The sequence below is a fragment of the Mycobacterium sp. GA-1199 genome, assembly GCF_001500045.1.
In the GTDB taxonomy this organism is placed as follows: Bacteria; Actinomycetota; Actinomycetes; order Mycobacteriales; family Mycobacteriaceae; genus Mycobacterium.
In genome coordinates this window covers 178,024-195,736 of sequence record NZ_LQIX01000012.1, presented here as the reverse complement: position 1 = coordinate 195,736, position 17,713 = coordinate 178,024, and the positions used below count along the sequence as shown (strand labels likewise).

Below are 17,713 nucleotides of genomic sequence, written 5' to 3'. Positions count from 1 at the left end.
CTCAGTAAAACATGCCTTCTGCGCAGATAAAAGGCAGGTCATCAACGTCGCTTGTCAGAGTAATGAAACGTGTTCTAGCCTGACGGAATGGGTAACCCTGTCATCGTTGAAGCCACCCGCAGCCCCATCGGTAAGCGCAACGGCTGGCTGTCCGGCCTGCACGCCACCGAGTTGCTCGGTGCCACCCAGAAAGCTGTCGTCGAGAGGGCCGGGATCGACCCCGGCGACGTCGAGCAGGTGATCGGTGGCTGCGTCACACAGTACGGCGAACAGTCCAACAACATCACCCGGGTGAGCTGGTTGGTGGCCGGCCTGCCCGAGCACGTCGGCGCGATGACCGTCGACTGCCAGTGCGGCAGCGGTCAGCAGGCCAACGGGCTCGTCGCGGGATTGATCGCAGCAGGTGCCATCGACATCGGCATCGCCTGCGGCATCGAGGCGATGAGCCGCGTGGGCCTCGGCGCCAACGCCGGCCCCGACCGCAGCATCCTGCGGCCGTCGTCGTGGGACATCGACCTGCCCGACCAGTTCACCGCCGCCGAGCGGATCGCCAAACGGCGCGGGATCACCCGCGAGGATATCGACCAGTTCGGTTTCGAGTCCCAGCTCAAGGCCAAGCAGGCGTGGGCCGAGGGCCGGTTCGACCGCGAGATCAGCGGCATCGAGGCCCCCGTGCTCGACGAGCAGAAGCAGCCCACCAGCGAGCGCCACGTCGTGACGCGCGACCAGGGCCTGCGCGACACCACCCTCGAGGGCTTGGCATCGCTGAAGCCGGTGCTCGAGGACGGTATTCACACCGCGGGTACCTCGTCGCAGATCTCCGACGGCGCGGCGGCGGTGCTGTGGATGGACGAGGATAAGGCCCGTGCGCTCGGATTGAAGCCACGCGCCCGCATCGTGAGTCAGGCGCTGGTCGGTGCCGAGCCGTACTACCACCTCGACGGGCCGGTTCAGTCGACGGCGAAGGTGCTCGAGAAGGCCGGTATGAAGATGGGCGACATCGACATCGTCGAGATCAACGAGGCCTTCGCCTCGGTCGTCCTGTCGTGGGCGCGGGTGCACGAACCCGACATGGACCGGGTCAACGTCAACGGCGGCGCGATCGCGCTCGGCCACCCCGTCGGTAGCACCGGCAGCCGACTGATCACCACCGCTCTGCACGAGTTGGAGCGCACCGACAAGAGCACGGCGCTGATCACGATGTGCGCAGGCGGCGCGCTGTCCACCGGCACGATCATCGAGCGGATCTAGTCGCGAAATCGTCGGGCGCCGAAGCGCTTTACGTCGACGGGCTCAGCCGCGCAGCAATACCGGCCGCACACGCGCGTGGATGTGGTGGATCTTCCCGTCGGCGGCCGGAATGCGGAAGGTCTCCTCGGTGCGGGCGCCCACGCGCCGCCCGGCGATTGTCGGCTTGGTGACGACGGTGAACGTTGCGTGCACGTCGTCGCCGTCGACGCGGAATTCGCGGTCGACGATCGCCGAAATGATCCGGAACTGCGGTCCGCGATTCAGGCTGCGGCGCAGGTGTGCACCCGAGAAGCCGGTCTTGAGGCCGTTTTCGATCCTGGTGCAGTCCGGCGCGAAGGGAACGTCGTCGCCCCGATGGCTGACCAGCGCATCGATATAGGACTCCGCGGCGGCGATGCGATCGGTGTCAGAGACTGTGGCCATCGACCGAGCATAGGATGACGGCCATGCCAAAGTCGCGGCCACGGTTCATGGATACGAAGGCCTCGGACTTCTTCGTCAAGCAGATGTCGAGGCTCAACACGCTCCTGTATCGCCGCAACAACGGCGAAGGGCTCGGCGGCGAGTTCCAGGGCATCCCGGTGGCGCTGCTGACGACGACCGGACGCAAGACCGGCGAACCTCGGGTCAGCCCGTTGTACTTTCACCGCGACGGCGACAAGGTGATCGTCGCCGCGTCCAAGGGCGGCAGCGACAAACATCCGATGTGGTACCTGAACCTCAAGGCCGACCCCCGCGTCCAGGTGCAGATCAAGAGCGAAGTGCTGGACCTGACCGCGCGCGACGCCACCGAGGAGGAGCGTGCGAAGTACTGGCCGCTACTGGTCCAGATGTATCCGACGTACGAGGACTACCAGTCCTGGACCGATCGCGTGATCCCGTTGGTGGTCTGCGAACCCTGACCGATGACCCGGCCGCTCAGGCGCCGTAGACCGGCACGGGTGGACGCGCCTTGGCGAGCAGATCGGTGACCACCGGGCCGAGTTCGGCGGGATCCCACCGCGCGCCCTTGTCGACCTGTGGCCCGTGTGCCCAGCCCTCGGCGACCCGCACGATGCCGCCTTCGACCTCGAACATGCGGCCGGTGACATCCTTGGATTCGACGCTTCCCAGCCAGACCACCAGGGGGGAGATGTTCTCGGGCGCCATTGCGTCGAAGTCCTGATCCTGGGTGGCCATCATGTCGGCGAACACGGTCTCGGTCATACGGGTCCGCGCCGACGGGGCGATCGCGTTGACGGTGACGCTGTAGCGCCCCATCTCGGCGGAGGCCACCAGGGTCAGGGCCGCGATGCCCGCCTTGGCGGCACTGTAATTCGCCTGTCCCACACTGCCTTGCAGGCCGGCCCCCGAGCTCGTGTTGATGATCCGCGCGTCCACTGGATTGCCGGCCTTGGACTGGGCCCGCCAGTACGCCGCGGCGTGGCGCATGGTGGCGAAGTGTCCCTTGAGGTGCACGGCGACCACGGCGTCGAATTCCTCTTCACTGGTGTTGGCGAACATCCGGTCGCGCACGATCCCGGCGTTGTTCACCAGCACGTCGAGCCCACCGAATGTGTCGACCGCGGTCTGGATCAGACCCTCGGCCTGCGCCCAGTCGGCGACGTTGGCGCCGTTGGCGACGGCTTCCCCACCGGCGGCGGTGATTTCGTCGACAACGCTTTGTGCGGCGCTGCCACCACCCGCGGGTGATCCGTCGAGGCCGACCCCGATGTCGTTGACCACCACGCGGGCGCCCTCGGCGGCGAACGCAAGCGCGTGTGCGCGGCCGATGCCGCCGCCGGATCCCGTCACGATGACCACTCGACCGTCGAGCAATCCCATATCTGTTGTCTCCTTGGTTGTTTGAGCGCGCTACTTGATATCAGCAGTGGTGGTTGCGAGGTAATGCGGTGGTTCACCGCCACCGTGAACCTCGAGCGATGCGCCGCTGATGTAGGACGCCGCGTCGCAGGCCAGGAACGCCGCGGCCCAGCCCACGTCGGCCGGTTTGGCGAGCCGGCCCAGCGGAACGTTGCGCGAGATCGCCGCGATAGAATCCGCGTCGCCGTAGAAGAGTTCGGACTGTTCGGTCTCGACCATCCCGACGACCACCGAGTTGACGCGCACCTTCGGCGCCCACTCGACCGCCAGCGTGGAGGTCAGGCTTTCCATGCCGGCCTTGGCCGCCCCGTAGGGTGCGGTGCCCGGCGTGGGCCGACGGCCGCTCACGCTGGCGATGTTGATGATCGATCCGCCGCGGTCCTGCTTCTGCATCACCGCATTCGCGTGGGTGGACACCGATAGCGGCCCCAGCAGATTCAGTTCGACGATCTTGCGGCTGAACTTGGCCGACGACTCGGCGGCGAGCACATACGGTGATCCGCCCGCGTTGTTGACCACCACATCGAGACGACCGTGACGTTCGGCGACGGTGTCGACCAGAGAGGCGACCGCGTCGTCGTCACGCACATCGCACGCATGGAACTCGTATGGCGAACCCTCGACAGGCCGGCGGGCGCAGGTGACGACCGTGGCGCCCTGCTCGGCGAACACGGCGCTGATGCCGGCACCGACCCCCCGCACGCCGCCGGTCACCAGCACCACCCTGCCTTCGAGGCCCAAGTTCATGTCTTGCAGGTCGGTCACTGTGCTAGCGTACCAAGCAAGTGCTTGCTTTCCTACCGGACCCAGGAAGTCTTCGGGAGCTCAGATGACCATCACTCGTACCATCACCGAACCGGGAATCGTCTCGGTCACCGTCGACTACCCCCCGGTCAACGCGATTCCGTCGCGCGGCTGGTTCGAACTCGCCGACGAGATCACCGATGCCGGTGCCGATCCCGAGACGCACGTCGTGATCCTGCGCGCGGAGGGCCGTGGGTTCAACGCCGGCGTCGACATCAAGGAGATGCAGCGCACGGAGGGCTTCACCGCGCTGATCGACGCCAACCGCGGCTGTTATGCGGCGTTCAAGGCGGTCTACGAGTGCGCGGTCCCGGTGGTCGCCGCGGTCAACGGTTTCTGCGTCGGAGGCGGCATCGGCCTGGTCGGCAACGCCGACGTCATCGTCGCATCGGACGACGCGACGTTCGGGCTGCCCGAGGTCGAGCGCGGCGCGCTCGGCGCGGCGACCCACCTGTCGCGCTTGGTGCCGCAACACATGATGCGCCGGTTGTTCTTCACCGCCGCCACCGTCGATGCGGCCACGCTGCACCACTTCGGCTCGGTGCACGAAGTGGTCCCGCGCGATCAACTCGACGAGGCCGCGCTCCGTGTCGCGCGCGATATCGCCGCCAAGGACACCCGCGTGATCCGCGCGGCCAAGGAGGCGCTGAACTTTATCGATGTGCAGAGGGTCAACTCCAGCTATCGCATGGAGCAGGGCTTCACGTTCGAGCTGAACCTCGCGGGCGTGTCCGACGAACACCGCGACGCGTTCGCGGGCACCGACAAGGGGGCCAAATGAGCGATAAGAGAACAACTCTCGACGACGCCGTCTCGCAGATCCGCAGTGGGATGACCATCGGCATCGGCGGCTGGGGTTCTCGGCGCAAGCCGATGGCGTTCGTGCGGGCGCTGCTGCGCACCGACGTCACCGACCTCACCGTCGTCACCTACGGCGGACCCGACCTCGGGCTGCTGTGCTCGGCGGGCAAGGTGAAACGCGTCTACTACGGCTTCGTCTCGCTCGACTCGCCGCCGTTCTACGACCCGTGGTTCGCCAAGGCGCGCACCACCGGCGCGATCGAGGCCCGCGAGATGGACGAGGGCATGCTTCGGTGCGGGCTGCAGGCCGCGGCGCAGCGGCTGCCGTTCCTGCCGATCCGGGCCGGGCTCGGCAGCGACGTCCGTGCGTTCTGGGGAGACGAACTGAAGACCGTGCGGTCCCCCTACCCCACCGGCGAGGCCCACGAAGAACTCGTCGCGATGCCCGCGCTCACCTTGGACGCCGCCTTCGTCCACATGAATCTCGGTGATGCTGCGGGCAATGCGGCTTACACCGGGATCGACCCCTACTTCGACGACCTGTACCTGATGGCGGCCGAGCGCCGCTTCCTGTCGGTCGAGCGGGTGGTGCCGACCGACGAGCTGGTCAAAGCGGTTCCGCCACAATCGCTTCTGATCAACCGGATGATGGTCGACACCGTCGTCGAGACGCCCAACGGCGCCCACTTCACCACGGCCGAACCCGACTACCGTCGTGACGAGAAGTTTCAGCGGCACTACGCCGAAGCGGCCAAATCCGACGACTCTTGGCAGGAGTTCGTGCAGACCTATCTGTCCGGCACCGAAGCCGACTACCAGGCCGCGGTGCGAGAATTCAAGGAGCAGCAATGATGTCGGTGTCCCGTGCCGAAGTGTGCGCCGTCGCGTGCGCCGAGTTGTTCCGCGACGCCGGTGAGATCATGGTCAGCCCGATGACGACCATGGTCTCGATCGGCGCCCGACTGGCCCGCCTGACCTTCTCCCCCGACATCCTGCTCACCGACGGCGAAGCGCGACTGCTGGCCGATACGCCCGCGCTCGGGGCCGCAGGGGCGATCGAAGGTTGGATGCCGTTCGGCCGGGTCTTCGAGACTCTGGCCTGGGGCCGACGCCATGTGGTCATGGGCGCCAACCAGATCGACCGCTACGGCAACCAGAACCTGTCGGCGTTCGGACCACTGCAGCAACCGACCCGCCAGATGTTCGGCGTACGCGGAGCCCCGGGCAACACCATCAACCACGCGACCAGCTACTGGGTGGGCAACCACTCGAAGCGCGTGTTCGGTGAGTCCGTGGACATCGTCTCCGGAATCGGTTGGGACAAAGTCGATCCCGACAACCCCGCATACCGGTTCGTCAACGTGTACCGGGTGATCACGAACCTGGGCGTATTCGACTTCAACGGCCCCGACCATCAGATGCGGGGGGTGTCACTGCATCCCGGTATCGAACCCGAACAGGTCGCCGAGAACACCTCGTTCGAGGTGCACGGGCTGGACTCCGCCGAGCAGACCCGGCTCCCCACCGATGCCGAGCAGAAACTGATCCGCGAGGTGATCGACCCCAAAGGACTGCGAGACAAGGAAATCCGGTGAGCACTCCGGGTAAGCCCACGTTGCGCACACCGCTGACCGAGCTCGTCGGTATCGAGCACCCGGTGGTCCAGACCGGCATGGGCTGGGTGGCGGGCGCGCGGCTGGTCTCGGCGACGTCGAACGCCGGCGGCCTCGGAATCCTCGCGTCGGCGACCATGACGCTCGAGGAACTGCAGACGGCGGTCACCAAGGTCAAAAGCGCCACGGACAAACCCTTCGGCATCAACATCCGCGCCGACGCGGGAGACGCCGGCGAACGGATCGACCTGCTGATCCGCGAGGGCGTCAAGGTCGCCTCGTTTGCACTGGCGCCCAAACCCGATCTGATCGCCAAGCTCAAAGACGCCGGCGTCGTGGTGATTCCGTCGGTCGGTCTGGCCAAGCACGCCAAGAAGGTGGCCGGCTGGGGCGCCGATGCGGTGATCGTGCAAGGCGGTGAAGGCGGCGGCCACACCGGGCCGATCGCGACGACGCTGCTGTTGCCGTCCGTGCTCGACGCTGTCGACATCCCGGTCGTTGCGGCGGGTGGTTTCTTCGACGGCCGCGGGCTCGCGGCGGCATTGTCTTACGGCGCGGCGGGCGTCGCCATGGGGACTCGATTTCTGCTGACGTCGGACTCCACGGTTCCCGAAGCGGTCAAGCGTCGGTACCTCGAATCGGCACTGGACGGCACCGTCGTGTCGACCCGTGTCGACGGAATGCCGCACCGGGTGCTGCGCACCGGCCTGGTCGAGAAGCTGGAGAGCGGATCGCGACTGCGGGGTTTCTCGGCGGCCGTCCGCAACGCGCAGAAGTTCAAGAAGATGTCGGGTATGACGTGGCGGTCGATGATCCGCGACGGCTTGGAGATGCGGCACGGCAAGGAGTTGACGTGGTCGCAGGTGGTGATGGCCGCCAACACCCCGATGCTCCTGAAAGCCGGTCTGGTCGAGGGCAATACGGATGCGGGTGTGCTGGCATCCGGCCAGGTCGCGGGCATTTTGGACGATCTGCCGTCCTGCGCGGAGCTGATCGAGACGATCGTGGCCGACGCGGTTACGCACCTGCGACAGGCCAGCGGATACATCGAGTGAAGGCTATTGCTTAATTTTGAGGTAGTGAAGCTATAATCTTCATGTGTCTGGACTGAAGCGGTCGCCTTCACCGCACGCCCGCGCCACGTTGATCGGCGACGTGATCGGCTCACGCCGGGTGGCCGATCGCACCGCCACGCACCGCGCACTCAACAAAGCGCTTGTCGACGCCGCCGGCGACGCGATCGACGCACCCGCGTTCACGGTCGGTGACGAGTTTCAGGGCAGCTATCGGACGGTCGGCGCCGCGATCGAAGCGGCGTTCGCCATTCGTCTGGCCGTTGCGCCCGGCATCGACGTCCGATTCGGCATCGGATGGGGCGCCGTGACCGTATTGGACTCCGACTCCGGAATCCAGGACGGACCGGGCTGGTGGGCCGCCCGCGAGGCGATCGAGTGGACCGCCTCCGCGCAACGCCAACCGGGTCTGGCCTTGGTACGCACGTCGTTTCGGGCCGAGGGCGAGAGCCGCCGCGACCTCGACGCGATCAACGCCGCACTGTTGTGTCGGGACCATCTGATTGGATCGCTCGATGACCGCTCATTGAGGATTGTGAAGGGACTGTTGACCGGCAAGACCAAGAAGGACATCGCCGCCGACGAGGGCATCAGCGCGTCGGCGGTGTCCCAACGCGCGGGTCGCGACGGGTTGGACCTGATCCTGCTCGCGGCGCAGTATCTGCGGGACGTGCCATGAGCGCGGTCGCGGTGCTGCTGATCGCGATCGGTACCGCCGATGTCCTTCGACGACTCGTCGATCGTGTGTGGCTGCCCGCCGCGGCGGCACCGCTTGTCGTGATCGGATGCGCGGCGATGGCGGGGCTGTGGCGGTGGGGCGACATCGCGCTGCTCGTTGTGGCGGCGCTAAGCGGCGTCGGCTGGGTGGTGCTGAGTGCGCGAGCCGAACGCACCGGTCGGCACCAGGTGACGCCGCTGGTCGTCTTCGGCGGTGCGCTCGGGGTGCTGATCATGCTCTCGGGCCTCAGCTCGGAGGTGGCGGGAATGGCGGCCCGGTGGCCGGCCTGGGTCGGCATCGAGGTATCCCCCGACCGGCTCTTGATGATCGTCGGCGTGATGTTCATGCAACTGGTGACCGGGAATCAGTTGGTGCGCTTGGTGCTTGGGTCGGTCGGCGCGGTCAAACCGGAGGGGCAGCCCCAGGCCTCGGACCGGTTGAAGGGCGGCAGGCTGCTCGGTCCGATGGAGCGCGTGCTCATCCTCGGGCTCGGCCTGGCCGGCCAGCTCACCGCCGCCACGGCCGTCGTCGCCGCCAAGAGCATCATCCGGTTCCCGGAGATCAACGCCCAGAAGGCACGCGAGAACGGGGGCATCGGAATCGACGAGATCACCGAGTACTTCCTTGTCGGAAGCTTCGCGAGCTGGATCGTCGCACTCGGCGGGCTGGCTCTCGCACACTGAACGGTAAGCCCTTCGATTCGCCCGTAATCCGGACGCGGTTTTCCTACACTCGCGCCCATGAAGACCAATGCCGCCGTTCTGTGGGGACTCAACGAGCCGTGGAGCATCGAAGAGATCGACCTCGATGGTCCGAAAGAAGGCGAGGTGCTCGTCTCCTTCGAGGCGACCGGGCTGTGCCACTCCGATCATCACGTCCAGACCGGTGATCTCGCGGGTGTCACACTGCCGATCATCGGCGGGCACGAGGGCGCCGGCGTCGTGCAGGAAGTCGGACCGGGGGTGAAGGATCTGAAGCCGGGGGACCACGTGGTGGCGTCCTTCCTGCCTGCCTGCGGTCGTTGCCGCTGGTGCGCGAGCGGACATCAGAACCTGTGCGACATGGGCGCGATCATCCTGCTCGGCATCCAGCCCGACGGTACCTATCGGCGCCGGGTCCAGGGCCAGGATGTCGGCGTCATGGTAGGTGTGGGCAGTTTCTCCGAACTGAGTACGGTGTCGGAGACCTCGTTGGTCAAGGTCGACGATGACCTTCCGCTTTCGCGCGCGTGCTTGTTGGGCTGCGGGGTGATGACGGGCTGGGGTTCGGCCGTCAACACCGCCGACGTCAGCCCCGGCGACACGGTCGTCGTCATCGGGTGCGGCGGCATCGGCAGCGGTGCGATTCAGGGTGCGCGGCTGGCGGGCGCCGAGCACATCGTTGTCGTCGACATCGTTGAATCCAAGCGGGACAAGGCATTTCAGTTCGGCGCTACCCACTTCGTGACTTCCATGCCCGAGGCCATGGAACTGGTGGGCGACTTGACCCGCGGTGTGATGGCAGATTCGGCGCTGCTGACAGTCGGCCTGCTGAAGGGGCCGATGATCAACGAGGCGATGGACATCGTCCGCAAGGGCGGGGCGGTGGTGATGACGGCGATCGCCTCGATGGCCGACGTGACGCCGACCCTGCCGATGGCGATGGTGACGCTGTTCCAGAAGCGACTGCTCGGCAGCCTCTACGGCGAGGCGAACCCGCGCGCGGACATCCCGCGGCTTCTCAACCTCTACCGCGACGGCAAGCTCCTGCTCGATGAGACCGTCACCACCGAGTACAAGCTGGCCGACATCAACGACGCCTACGACGACATGCTGGCAGGGCGAAACATCCGCGGCGTGATCATCCACGACCACTGACGCGATACCGGAGGCATAAGTGCGCTGGCTGTCGCACGTGCGGTCGGTGCTGAGCACCGAGATCCACGCCGTCCGCGATCGCAAGCTGGACCTCAATCCCGCCGATCTCACCCGGTTCACGTTTCCGTTGGTGTTGGGACTGGTTGGTGTCGTGGCGTTCGGCGCCGTGCCACTGATCGTCATCCGCAGCAGCGTCAGCACCGATGACGTGCTGGTCCCGCTGCTGGGATCGCTGGCCTTGACCGCCGTGGGCACGGCGGTGATGACGTGGTTGATCGCCATCGTGGTGTCCGGTCTGGTGCTGGTGGTCGTCTATCGGACGGCGCCGGCTACGGCGTCACGGCTGGTGATTCGCACCGTCGTCGACTCGTTCGACCGCGTCAGCGACACGGCCGCGCGACTGGCGACCCTCGCGCTTGTTGCCGGCCTCGTCGCCCTAGCCATCGGGCTGCCGACCCGGCCCGACGACGAGTTGGCGCATCCGGTGGTCAACGACCTGCTCACCGCGCAGATCGGGGTTCTTTTGGCCGCGCTCGGCGTCGCCTACCTCGCCGAGACCGTGCGCTGCGCCGCCGAGCTGGTGGACAGGCAATCACTGCTGCTGGCGTGGCCGTGGTCGCTTGGGATCTCCTGTGCCAGTTGGATTATCGCGACCAGCGTCGGGCCGTTCCAGACCTCCCGCATGCTGGTGGTCCTGCTCAACGAGTGGCTGCCTGCCGCCGTGAACGGGACTCCGCGAACGGAAGTGATCGCCGATCTGCTACCAGCGGGTGCGAACTGGTGGGCGGCCTTCGCGCTGCTGCCCGTGATCACCATGGTGTGGACGCTCGGTGCGCACCGCCACGACGGATTCGCGGCGATGCGAGAGCTCCTCGCGGGCGAGCGTGACAGGCCGCGGCGGGCCTAGAGGCGCTCGATGATCGTGACGTTGGCGGTGCCACCGCCTTCGCACATCGTCTGCAGACCGTAGCGACCGCCGGTGCGCTCCAACGTGTTCAGCATCGTCGCGAACAACTTCGCGCCCGTCGCGCCCAGCGGATGACCGAGCGCGATGGCGCCGCCGCTGGGGTTGACCTTCGCGGGGTCGGCGCCGGTCTCTTTGAGCCAGGCCATCACGACCGGCGCGAAGGCTTCGTTGATCTCGACGGTGTCGATATCGTCGATCGACAGGCCGGTCTTCTTCAACGCGTACTCCGTCGCCGGGATCGGCCCGGTCAACATGAACACCGGGTCGGCGCCGCGGGCGCTGATGTGGTGGATGCGGGCGCGGGGCTTGAGTCCGTGGTCCTTGACGGCCTGCTCGGAGGCCAGCAGCACGGCGCTGGCGCCGTCGGAGATCTGGCTGGCCATCGCGGCGGTCAGCCGGCCGCCGTCGACCAGGGTCTTGAGCCCGGCCATCTTCTCCAGCGAGGTGTCGCGCGGGCCCTCGTCGGTGGCGAACCCGTCGACCGGAATGATCTCGTTCTCGAAGTGACCGGAGCGAATCGCCTCCTGTGCACGCTGGTGGCTGGTCAGCGAGTACTGCTCCATCTCCTCGCGGGAGATCTCCCACTTCTCCGCGATCAGCTCGGCGCCGCGGAACTGTGAGATCTCCTGATCGCCGTAGCGGTGGAGCCAGCTCTTGGATTCGTTGGTCGGCGAGGTGAAGCCGAACTGCTCGGCGACGGTCATCGCCGACGAGATCGGGATCTGACTCATGTTCTGCATACCGCCGGCGACAATGAGTTCGGCCGTACCGGACATGATCGCTTGTGCGCCAAAGGAAACTGCTTGCTGACTGGACCCACACTGGCGGTCGACGGTGACGCCCGGAACCTCTTCCGGGTAGCCCGCCGCCAGCCACGAGAGCCGGGCGATGTTGCCGGCCTGCGGACCGATCGCATCGACACAACCGGCGATGACGTCGTCGACCGCGCCGGGATCCACGTCGACACGGTCGAACAGGCCGCGCCATGCGGCAGCGCCCAGATCCACGGGATGCACACCGGCCAGCGATCCGTTGCGCTTGCCGACTGCGGTGCGAACGGCGTCGATGACGTAAGCCTGCGATGTTGGGGTCATTGTTTCCTCATTTTTTCGTGATGCCACCAAGAACGATAGCGAGATACTGACGGCCGACCTCTTCGGCCGTGAGCGGTCCGCCCGGCTGATACCAGCGGACTGAAACCCAGGTGGTGTCGCGGATGAACCGGTACACCAGATCGACGTCGATGTCGGGCCGGAAGTAACCCTCTTCGACGCCCTGGTTGAGCAGGTCCAGCCACATCTTGCGTTGCTCTTTGTTGCGCTGGTCCACGTAGGAGAACCGCTCCTGCCCGGACAACCGCTTGGCCTCGTCCTGATAGATGACGACCTGCGCGTGCCGGTGCTCGATCGCCTCGAACGAGGTCATGAACAGGCCCTTGAGTCGCTCCAGCGGGTTGGGTTCGGTGTCGACGATCTCCTGGTAGCGCGTGAACAGCCAGTCGAGGAAGCCGCGCAGGACCTCGTCGACCATCTCCTCCTTCGACGAGAAGTGGTGATACAGGCTGCCCGAGAGGATGCCTGCGGAGTCGGCGATGTCGCGCACCGTGGTCGCGCGCAGGCCCCGCTCGGCGAACATCGTCGCGGCGAGTTCGAGTAGCTCGTCCCGACGCGTCGGGGGCTGGCTCACCGGCTGCTTCTGTGGCACCTGATCCACCGACACAGCGTATCAACCAAGCGCTTGCTCGGCTACTTCCGTGTGCGTTCTCAACCCGAGGTTCGGTACACATGAGCGGTGACCGACGCGCCCCGCCAGCCCTCTGGATTCTGGAACCGACTGACCCGGCGCACGAAGATCCTCGTCCTCGTCGACGTCATCGTATTGGCGACATTGCTGGTAGCGGCCGTGCTGTACGTCACGGATCCATGGTCCGATTCTTCATCGGAAACCATCGCCACGTCGGACACCACCACAGCCGCGCCTCAATCGCCGTTGCGCACTCGCTACGGCCTTGCTTGGATCACGGCAGCCTGCGGCAGTCGTATGGTGTTGGAGGATCCGCCTCAGTCGCCGCTACCCCAAGCGATCGATTACGTCGCGTGCATTGCGCCCGGAACCATCGACACGATCGTCATCGGGGCGTACGACGACGAGGACACCCTCGACGGTGACCTCGCCGGGATGCGCACAGCGGACCGCCATGCCACTCATGTAGACGACAACGGCAAGCATTGGCTCGTGGTCGTCGAGGGCGACAGCGACGTGCCCCTGGAGCCCCTGAGACGCTACGGCTTCCGCATTGGTTGACCCAGAATCTGTGCGCGGAACCCTCGTGGCATCCGCTTAGGCTCGAATCATGTTCGTCGATACCGAGATGCTGCGGATGGGAGCCGACTTCGCCGAAAGCGCCGGTGAGATCGTGAAACGGGGTGCAGAGGAGTTCGCGGCCACGTCGCTGCCCGCTGGGATCTTCGGTGACTTCGACGCCGCGCACGAGTTCCACAACGCCTTGGGCCGAGCGCACGAAGCTCAAGCCGCGACCATGCGTTGGCACCACGCCACCTTCGACGGTTTCGCCACCAAGGCCAGCGACGGAGCCACCACTTTCGATCAACGAGACGAGTCCGGCGCGGCGGCGGTGCGTTCGGCCGGCGAAGCCATCACCTGACCGAGCATGACGGTCCACCTCAAGAACCTGGATCACGGAACGCTCACCGGTGCAGCCGGGGGCGATCCGTGGCAGGTCAACCGCACGGTGCAGAGCGGATCGCCAGGTGAGATCAGCGAACTGGCGACGGCGTTCTACAACGCCGCCGCGTGTACGACGGAATCGAGCAATGAATTCGCTGTCGCTCGACAACGTTTTGCCGCCGCGTGGGACCGTCAGGACGGTGGCGACCACCCGATCAACGACTCGGCGGAGGTACAGCGCGCGACCGAGTCTTTGAAGCTCAGCGACGAACAAATCCGTCGGGTAGCCGTCGATCTGCAGAACGTCTCGGCGTCACTGGCCGAAGCGCAGCGCAGTGGTGACGTCGTCATCTCCAACCTCGACGCGACGCTGAAGTGGATCGACAACCAGATCGAGCACGAACTGGCCGTCGCTGCCGCGAACGGTGAACAGGCCGACGTCGAGGGCTTGCGACAAGCGGCCGTCGATCGCACGCGAGAAGCACTGGCGTCGGTTCAGGCGGTGCGTGATACCTATTCGGAGCAGCTGGACAAGTCGCGGCTGGAGATGGCGGCCGAGGGTTACTCGCCGGATGCAATGAAGGACGCTGAAGGTCAGCAGGATTCACCGGCTGCACAGCAGGCGAAGGCCGAGGCCGATCAGTACGGGAGCAGCCAGCGCGAAGCCGATCAGTCGTTGGTGAACTCTCGTGGCGAATGGACTCCGGAGAAGCAGGCTGCGGCAGCGCGATTGCGGGACTACGACATCATCAACGATCCGACCGCGAGTTCGGATCAAGTGCGTTATGCCGGGCAGCGCCTGGACGACTACCACACTTCGATCACGCAAGGTCCGCTGCCGACCGACCCGATCCTTGGAGGTGACGCCCGCTCTCAGGCACGGACGAGGTTGGCGATGCAAGCCCAGCTCGAGCAAGGCCTGGTCGGGGAGGCACCGATGCCGCCGGATAAGGCCACGGCGATGGTCAATCAAACTGAAGCTCTGGCACGGGAGTTGGTGATATCCCGCGTACAAGAGCAGTTGATGCGGGCCGGTATGTCGTCCGAAGGTGCCGCCGCTGCAACCGACAGCATGGCGCGGGGCATCGTCCCGCAAGATCTCGCGGACGCGGCATCTGCTGCAAACAAACCAATCGCGGGTGGGGCGAAGGCTTTTGACTATCTCGCTCAATCGCTGCCCACCGGCGAGCACTGGAAGCCCGATGTGACGACTTTCTCGCCAAGCGATGTCGAAGTGCTTAAGAAGGTCGGAGGCAACCTAGGGGTGGCAGGGAACCTCGTCGACTTCGGCGTCGGAATCTACGAATGGCGAACGGGAACACCATTCGGCGAGGTTGCTGCCAAGACCGGTGGTGGCATGGTGGGTGCCTCAGGAATGGCTGCCGTCGGCGCATGGCTCGGGGCCCCTGCAGGTCCAGTAGGTGTTTTCGCGGGCGCGTTCATTTTGGGTTCCATCGGGTCCCTCGGCGGCGAGCAGATCGGCGAAACGATTTATCAGAAAATGGCTGGTAATTGATGAACGACTTCTTCATGTTTGTCGCTTTCGGCGGACTCGCCATCGCGATTGTCGCGGGATGGCTGCCCCTGCATATCGGGCGCATCGTCTACTGGTCCGGCGCCGTCATAACGACTGTGTCGGTGTTCTTCATGGCCTATCCCCACGACTGGGGGTCGGGACTGATGATGTCGCTCTTCGCCGCATGTGCTATCACCGGCGTGGCATACGTCCACACCGAGTTCATCTCTATTCGCGGCAAAACCTTCTCGCTGTTCGCCGACCCGAACACGATCGACGACTACGGACTCGGATTGACCCCCACGAAGACGTGGTGGCTGACAGTGTTGGGGGTGGCGATACTCGTTACAAGCGGTGTGTCTTATGTCGCCGACGGCGCTGCGGCCTGGCTCCCGGTTGGCATGGGCGCCATCGCCGTGTTCATCGCCGTCTCGCTCGGATACCGCGATGCGTTGGCCCGCAGGGTCATCGCCGCTGGACAGAAGATACAACTCGGGCTCTTGACGGTGCTGACCCTCGGCGCCTTCCCAATCCTTTATCTGATCGCCTACAAGGCTGGTACACGGCGGACCGCCGATAGGCGGATCACCGGCTAGGCCCGCTGGCTCGACACCGAAATCACTTCTCCAGTCAGGTAACTGGAGTAGTCGCTGGCCAGGAACGCGATGGTGGCGGCGACCTCCCACGGTTCGGCTGCGCGGCCGAACGCCTCCCCCTCCGACAACCGATCGAGCAGGTCTGCCGAGCTGGTCTTCTCCAAGAACTTGTGCCGCGCGATACTTGGCGAGACAGCATTGATGCGCACGCCGTACTCGACGGCCTCGATCGCACTGCACCGGGTCAGCGCCATCACCCCGGCCTTGGCCGCGGCGTAATGCGATTGTGAATGCTGTGCGCGCCAACCCAATACGCTGGCGTTGTTGACGATCACGCCGCCGTGGTCGGCTTCGCGGAAGTACCGCAGCGCCGCCCGCGTCGCGCGCATCACCGACGTCAGCGTGACATTGAGGACGCGATCCCATTCTTCGTCCGTCATGTCGACGACGGGCGTCTGCCCGCCGAGGCCGGCATTGTTGACCAACACGTCGAGCCGACCCATCCGCGCCGTCGTCGAAGCGACCAGCGCATCCACCTGCGCGGTGGAGGTGACGTCGCAGACGACACTTTCGACCCGCCCCAACCCGAGTTCGAGCAACTGATCGCGAGCCTCGCCGAGTCGCCGCTCATGATGGTCGGATACGACGACGTCGGCACCCTCGAGCAGCGCCCGGCGCGCCACCGCGGACCCGATTCCGGTGCCCGCGGCGGCCGTCACGACGACGACCTTGCCGGTCAGCAGGCCGTGTCCCTCAATCTCTTTCGGGGCTTCTGACAGGTTCACGAAGGCCTGACCTCTCGGGGTAGGCCGAGCACCCGCTCGGCGATGATGTTGCGCTGCACCTCGTTGGACCCGCCGTAGATCGTGTCGGCGCGCGAGAACAGATACAGCCGCTGCCATTCGTCGAAGTCGCCGTCGGTCAGCGTCAGACCTTCGCGGCCGAGCACATCCATCGCGATCTCACCGAGTTCGCGATGCCAATTGGCCCACAACAACTTCGACACATTATCTTGACCCGCTTGTTCCACGTCCATCGTCGCCAGCGCATACGAGCGCATCGTCCGTAGTCCCACCCAGGACCGGGTCAACCTCTCGCGGATCAATGGATCGTCGGCCGCGCCAGTGCGTTTCGCCAACTCGGCGACACCGGACAGCTCACGTGCGTATTCGATCTGCTGGCCCAGCGTCGACACGCCGCGCTCGAAGGTCAGCGTGCCCATCGCCACCCGCCAGCCGTCGCCTGGTTCACCGACCACCAAGGACGCGTCCGTGCGGGCGTCGTCGAAGAAGACCTCGTTGAACTCCGAATCCCCGGTCAGCTGGACGATGGGACGGATCTCCACACCCGGCTGATCCAACGGCACCAGCAGATACGACAGGCCCGTGTGGCGTTTGGAGCCCTTCTCGGTGCGGGCGACGACAAAGCACCATTGCGCCCAGTGCGCAAGCGAGGTCCACACCTTCTGCCCGTTGACCACCCACTGGTCGCCGTCGAGTTCGGCGGTGGTCGACACGTTGGCGAGGTCGCTGCCGGCACCGGGCTCGGAATAGCCCTGGCACCACAGCTCGGTGACGTCGAGGATCTTCGGCAGGAATCGCTTCTGCTGTTCGGGAGTGCCGTACGCGATCAACGTCGGCCCGAGCAACTCCTCACCGAAGTGGTTGACCTTCGCAGGAGCGTTCGCGATCGCGTACTCCTCGTAGAACGCCACCCGGTGCGCAACCGACAGCCCACGACCGCCGTGCTCCTCGGGCCACCCCAGACACGTCAATCCGGCCGCCGCCAGGTGCTGGTTCCACGCTCGGCGTTCCTCGAAAGCTTCGTGCTCTCGACCCGGCCCGCCGAGGCCTTTGAGTGCGGCGTACTCCCCGACCAGGTTGTCGGCGAGCCAGTCGCGGACCTCGGCCCGGAACTCCTCGACCTCAATCACCCTTGTAGGCTAACCTACCAAGCACTTGCTTTGT

The 17,713-nt window shown here is 65.7% G+C and carries 21 protein-coding genes; 14 read left to right on the top strand and 7 right to left on the bottom strand.

Annotation, left to right across the window (positions count from 1 at the left end; all coding sequences use genetic code 11):
- Positions 1-87 precede the first annotated feature (87 nt).
- Positions 88-1,251 carry a steroid 3-ketoacyl-CoA thiolase gene (locus AU198_RS09965; RefSeq protein ID WP_064347939.1) on the top strand — a complete coding sequence of 388 codons (1,164 nt, stop codon included), beginning with the start codon at positions 88-90 and terminating at the stop codon, positions 1,249-1,251.
- A 42-nt stretch (positions 1,252-1,293) separates the two neighbouring features.
- On the opposite strand, the gene AU198_RS09960 is transcribed toward AU198_RS09965, so the two are convergent.
- Positions 1,294-1,674 (bottom strand): DUF8021 domain-containing protein, encoded by a 381-nt coding sequence (locus tag AU198_RS09960; protein WP_064347938.1) that lies wholly within the window; start codon positions 1,672-1,674, stop codon positions 1,294-1,296.
- 23 nt (positions 1,675-1,697) lie between these two features.
- On the opposite strand from AU198_RS09960, the gene AU198_RS09955 reads away from it, so the two are divergent.
- Positions 1,698-2,153, top strand: a complete 456-nt coding sequence (locus AU198_RS09955; RefSeq protein ID WP_064348199.1) for a nitroreductase family deazaflavin-dependent oxidoreductase — start codon at positions 1,698-1,700, stop codon at positions 2,151-2,153.
- Between the two features lie 16 nt (positions 2,154-2,169).
- On the opposite strand, the gene AU198_RS09950 is transcribed toward AU198_RS09955, so the two are convergent.
- Together AU198_RS09950 and AU198_RS09945 are read right to left on the bottom strand one after the other, a co-directional pair.
- A complete protein-coding gene (locus tag AU198_RS09950; protein WP_064347937.1) occupies positions 2,170-3,075 on the bottom strand; it encodes an SDR family oxidoreductase in 906 nt (301 codons plus the stop codon).
- Between the two features lie 30 nt (positions 3,076-3,105).
- Complete coding sequence (locus AU198_RS09945) at positions 3,106-3,861, bottom strand: SDR family oxidoreductase (protein ID WP_064348198.1); 756 nt, start codon at positions 3,859-3,861, stop codon at positions 3,106-3,108.
- An 82-nt stretch (positions 3,862-3,943) separates the two neighbouring features.
- On the opposite strand from AU198_RS09945, the gene echA20 reads away from it, so the two are divergent.
- The 8 genes from echA20 to AU198_RS09905 are packed head-to-tail and all read left to right on the top strand — an operon-like array spanning position 3,944 to position 10,886.
- On the top strand, positions 3,944-4,699 hold the full coding sequence (echA20, locus tag AU198_RS09940; protein ID WP_064347936.1) for a (7aS)-7a-methyl-1,5-dioxo-2,3,5,6,7,7a-hexahydro-1H-indene-carboxyl-CoA hydrolase: 756 nt from the start codon (positions 3,944-3,946) through the stop codon (positions 4,697-4,699).
- A complete protein-coding gene (ipdA, locus tag AU198_RS09935; RefSeq protein ID WP_064347935.1) occupies positions 4,696-5,571 on the top strand; it encodes a cholesterol ring-cleaving hydrolase subunit IpdA in 876 nt (291 codons plus the stop codon). Before echA20 ends, ipdA begins: the two co-directional genes overlap by 4 nt.
- Positions 5,568-6,314, top strand: a complete 747-nt coding sequence (gene ipdB, locus AU198_RS09930) for a cholesterol ring-cleaving hydrolase subunit IpdB (protein WP_064347934.1) — start codon at positions 5,568-5,570, stop codon at positions 6,312-6,314. The genes ipdA and ipdB overlap by 4 nt, the downstream gene beginning before the upstream one ends.
- Positions 6,311-7,387 (top strand): (3aS,4S,5R,7aS)-5-hydroxy-7a-methyl-1-oxo-octahydro-1H-indene-4-carboxyl-CoA dehydrogenase, encoded by a 1,077-nt coding sequence (ipdC, locus tag AU198_RS09925; protein WP_286141450.1) that lies wholly within the window; start codon positions 6,311-6,313, stop codon positions 7,385-7,387. Before ipdB ends, ipdC begins: the two co-directional genes overlap by 4 nt.
- A gap of 43 nt (positions 7,388-7,430) precedes the next feature.
- A complete protein-coding gene (locus tag AU198_RS09920; RefSeq protein WP_156431544.1) occupies positions 7,431-8,084 on the top strand; it encodes a SatD family protein in 654 nt (217 codons plus the stop codon).
- Positions 8,081-8,806 (top strand): hypothetical protein, encoded by a 726-nt coding sequence (locus AU198_RS09915; protein WP_064347933.1) that lies wholly within the window; start codon positions 8,081-8,083, stop codon positions 8,804-8,806. The genes AU198_RS09920 and AU198_RS09915 overlap by 4 nt, the downstream gene beginning before the upstream one ends.
- Positions 8,807-8,863: 57 nt before the next feature.
- Positions 8,864-9,979, top strand: coding sequence for an NDMA-dependent alcohol dehydrogenase (locus tag AU198_RS09910; protein ID WP_064347932.1), 1,116 nt, complete (start codon positions 8,864-8,866; stop codon positions 9,977-9,979).
- 19 nt (positions 9,980-9,998) lie between these two features.
- The gene (locus AU198_RS09905; protein ID WP_064347931.1) at positions 9,999-10,886 is read left to right on the top strand and encodes a hypothetical protein; all 888 of its coding nucleotides are present in this window, start codon (positions 9,999-10,001) and stop codon (positions 10,884-10,886) included.
- Here AU198_RS09905 and fadA6 read toward each other — a convergent pair.
- A complete protein-coding gene (gene fadA6, locus AU198_RS09900) occupies positions 10,883-12,040 on the bottom strand; it encodes a steroid 3-ketoacyl-CoA thiolase FadA6 (RefSeq protein WP_064347930.1) in 1,158 nt (385 codons plus the stop codon). The genes AU198_RS09905 and fadA6 overlap by 4 nt on opposite strands.
- Positions 12,041-12,047: 7 nt before the next feature.
- Positions 12,048-12,632, bottom strand: a complete 585-nt coding sequence (gene kstR2, locus AU198_RS09895; RefSeq protein WP_064348195.1) for a TetR family transcriptional regulator KstR2 — start codon at positions 12,630-12,632, stop codon at positions 12,048-12,050.
- Between the two features lie 105 nt (positions 12,633-12,737).
- Between kstR2 and AU198_RS09890 the strand changes: the two genes are divergently transcribed.
- Genes AU198_RS09890 through AU198_RS09875 form a run of 4 tightly spaced genes read left to right on the top strand, consistent with a single transcriptional unit; the run spans position 12,738 to position 15,746 of the window.
- Complete coding sequence (locus AU198_RS09890; RefSeq protein ID WP_064347929.1) at positions 12,738-13,250, top strand: hypothetical protein; 513 nt, start codon at positions 12,738-12,740, stop codon at positions 13,248-13,250.
- Positions 13,251-13,299: 49 nt separating this feature from the next.
- Positions 13,300-13,611, top strand: coding sequence for a DUF2563 family protein (locus AU198_RS09885; RefSeq protein WP_064347928.1), 312 nt, complete (start codon positions 13,300-13,302; stop codon positions 13,609-13,611).
- 6 nt (positions 13,612-13,617) lie between these two features.
- Positions 13,618-15,150, top strand: a complete 1,533-nt coding sequence (locus AU198_RS09880; RefSeq protein WP_064347927.1) for a putative alpha/beta hydrolase — start codon at positions 13,618-13,620, stop codon at positions 15,148-15,150.
- Positions 15,151-15,164: 14 nt separating this feature from the next.
- Positions 15,165-15,746, top strand: coding sequence for a hypothetical protein (locus tag AU198_RS09875; RefSeq protein ID WP_156431543.1), 582 nt, complete (start codon positions 15,165-15,167; stop codon positions 15,744-15,746).
- Here the strand turns inward: AU198_RS09875 and ipdF are convergent.
- Together ipdF and ipdE1 are read right to left on the bottom strand one after the other, a co-directional pair.
- Positions 15,743-16,531, bottom strand: a complete 789-nt coding sequence (gene ipdF, locus AU198_RS09870; RefSeq protein ID WP_064347925.1) for a (5R,7aS)-5-hydroxy-7a-methyl-1-oxo-2,3,5,6,7,7a-hexahydro-1H-indene-carboxyl-CoA reductase — start codon at positions 16,529-16,531, stop codon at positions 15,743-15,745. The two genes, AU198_RS09875 and ipdF, sit on opposite strands and share 4 nt — an antisense overlap.
- A complete protein-coding gene (gene ipdE1, locus AU198_RS09865) occupies positions 16,528-17,679 on the bottom strand; it encodes an acyl-CoA dehydrogenase IpdE1 (protein WP_064347924.1) in 1,152 nt (383 codons plus the stop codon). The genes ipdF and ipdE1 overlap by 4 nt, the downstream gene beginning before the upstream one ends.
- Between the last annotated feature and the right edge of the window lie 34 nt (positions 17,680-17,713).

Bases quoted from the DNA above. Each gene is read 5' to 3' on its own strand.
- AU198_RS09915 (WP_064347933.1), top strand. From the start codon at position 8,081: ATGAGCGCGGTCGCGGTGCTGCTGATCGCGATCGGTACCGCCGATGTC.
- AU198_RS09960 (WP_064347938.1), bottom strand. From the start codon at position 1,674: ATGGCCACAGTCTCTGACACCGATCGCATCGCCGCCGCGGAGTCCTAT.
- fadA6 (WP_064347930.1), bottom strand. From the start codon at position 12,040: ATGACCCCAACATCGCAGGCTTACGTCATCGACGCCGTTCGCACCGCA.
- AU198_RS09945 (WP_064348198.1), bottom strand. From the start codon at position 3,861: ATGAACTTGGGCCTCGAAGGCAGGGTGGTGCTGGTGACCGGCGGCGTG.
- echA20 (WP_064347936.1), top strand. From the start codon at position 3,944: ATGACCATCACTCGTACCATCACCGAACCGGGAATCGTCTCGGTCACC.
- AU198_RS09875 (WP_156431543.1), top strand. From the start codon at position 15,165: ATGTTTGTCGCTTTCGGCGGACTCGCCATCGCGATTGTCGCGGGATGG.
- AU198_RS09880 (WP_064347927.1), top strand. From the start codon at position 13,618: ATGACGGTCCACCTCAAGAACCTGGATCACGGAACGCTCACCGGTGCA.
- AU198_RS09965 (WP_064347939.1), top strand. From the start codon at position 88: ATGGGTAACCCTGTCATCGTTGAAGCCACCCGCAGCCCCATCGGTAAG.
- ipdB (WP_064347934.1), top strand. From the start codon at position 5,568: ATGATGTCGGTGTCCCGTGCCGAAGTGTGCGCCGTCGCGTGCGCCGAG.
- AU198_RS09950 (WP_064347937.1), bottom strand. From the start codon at position 3,075: ATGGGATTGCTCGACGGTCGAGTGGTCATCGTGACGGGATCCGGCGGC.
- AU198_RS09955 (WP_064348199.1), top strand. From the start codon at position 1,698: ATGCCAAAGTCGCGGCCACGGTTCATGGATACGAAGGCCTCGGACTTC.
- AU198_RS09910 (WP_064347932.1), top strand. From the start codon at position 8,864: ATGAAGACCAATGCCGCCGTTCTGTGGGGACTCAACGAGCCGTGGAGC.
- AU198_RS09885 (WP_064347928.1), top strand. From the start codon at position 13,300: ATGTTCGTCGATACCGAGATGCTGCGGATGGGAGCCGACTTCGCCGAA.
- ipdA (WP_064347935.1), top strand. From the start codon at position 4,696: ATGAGCGATAAGAGAACAACTCTCGACGACGCCGTCTCGCAGATCCGC.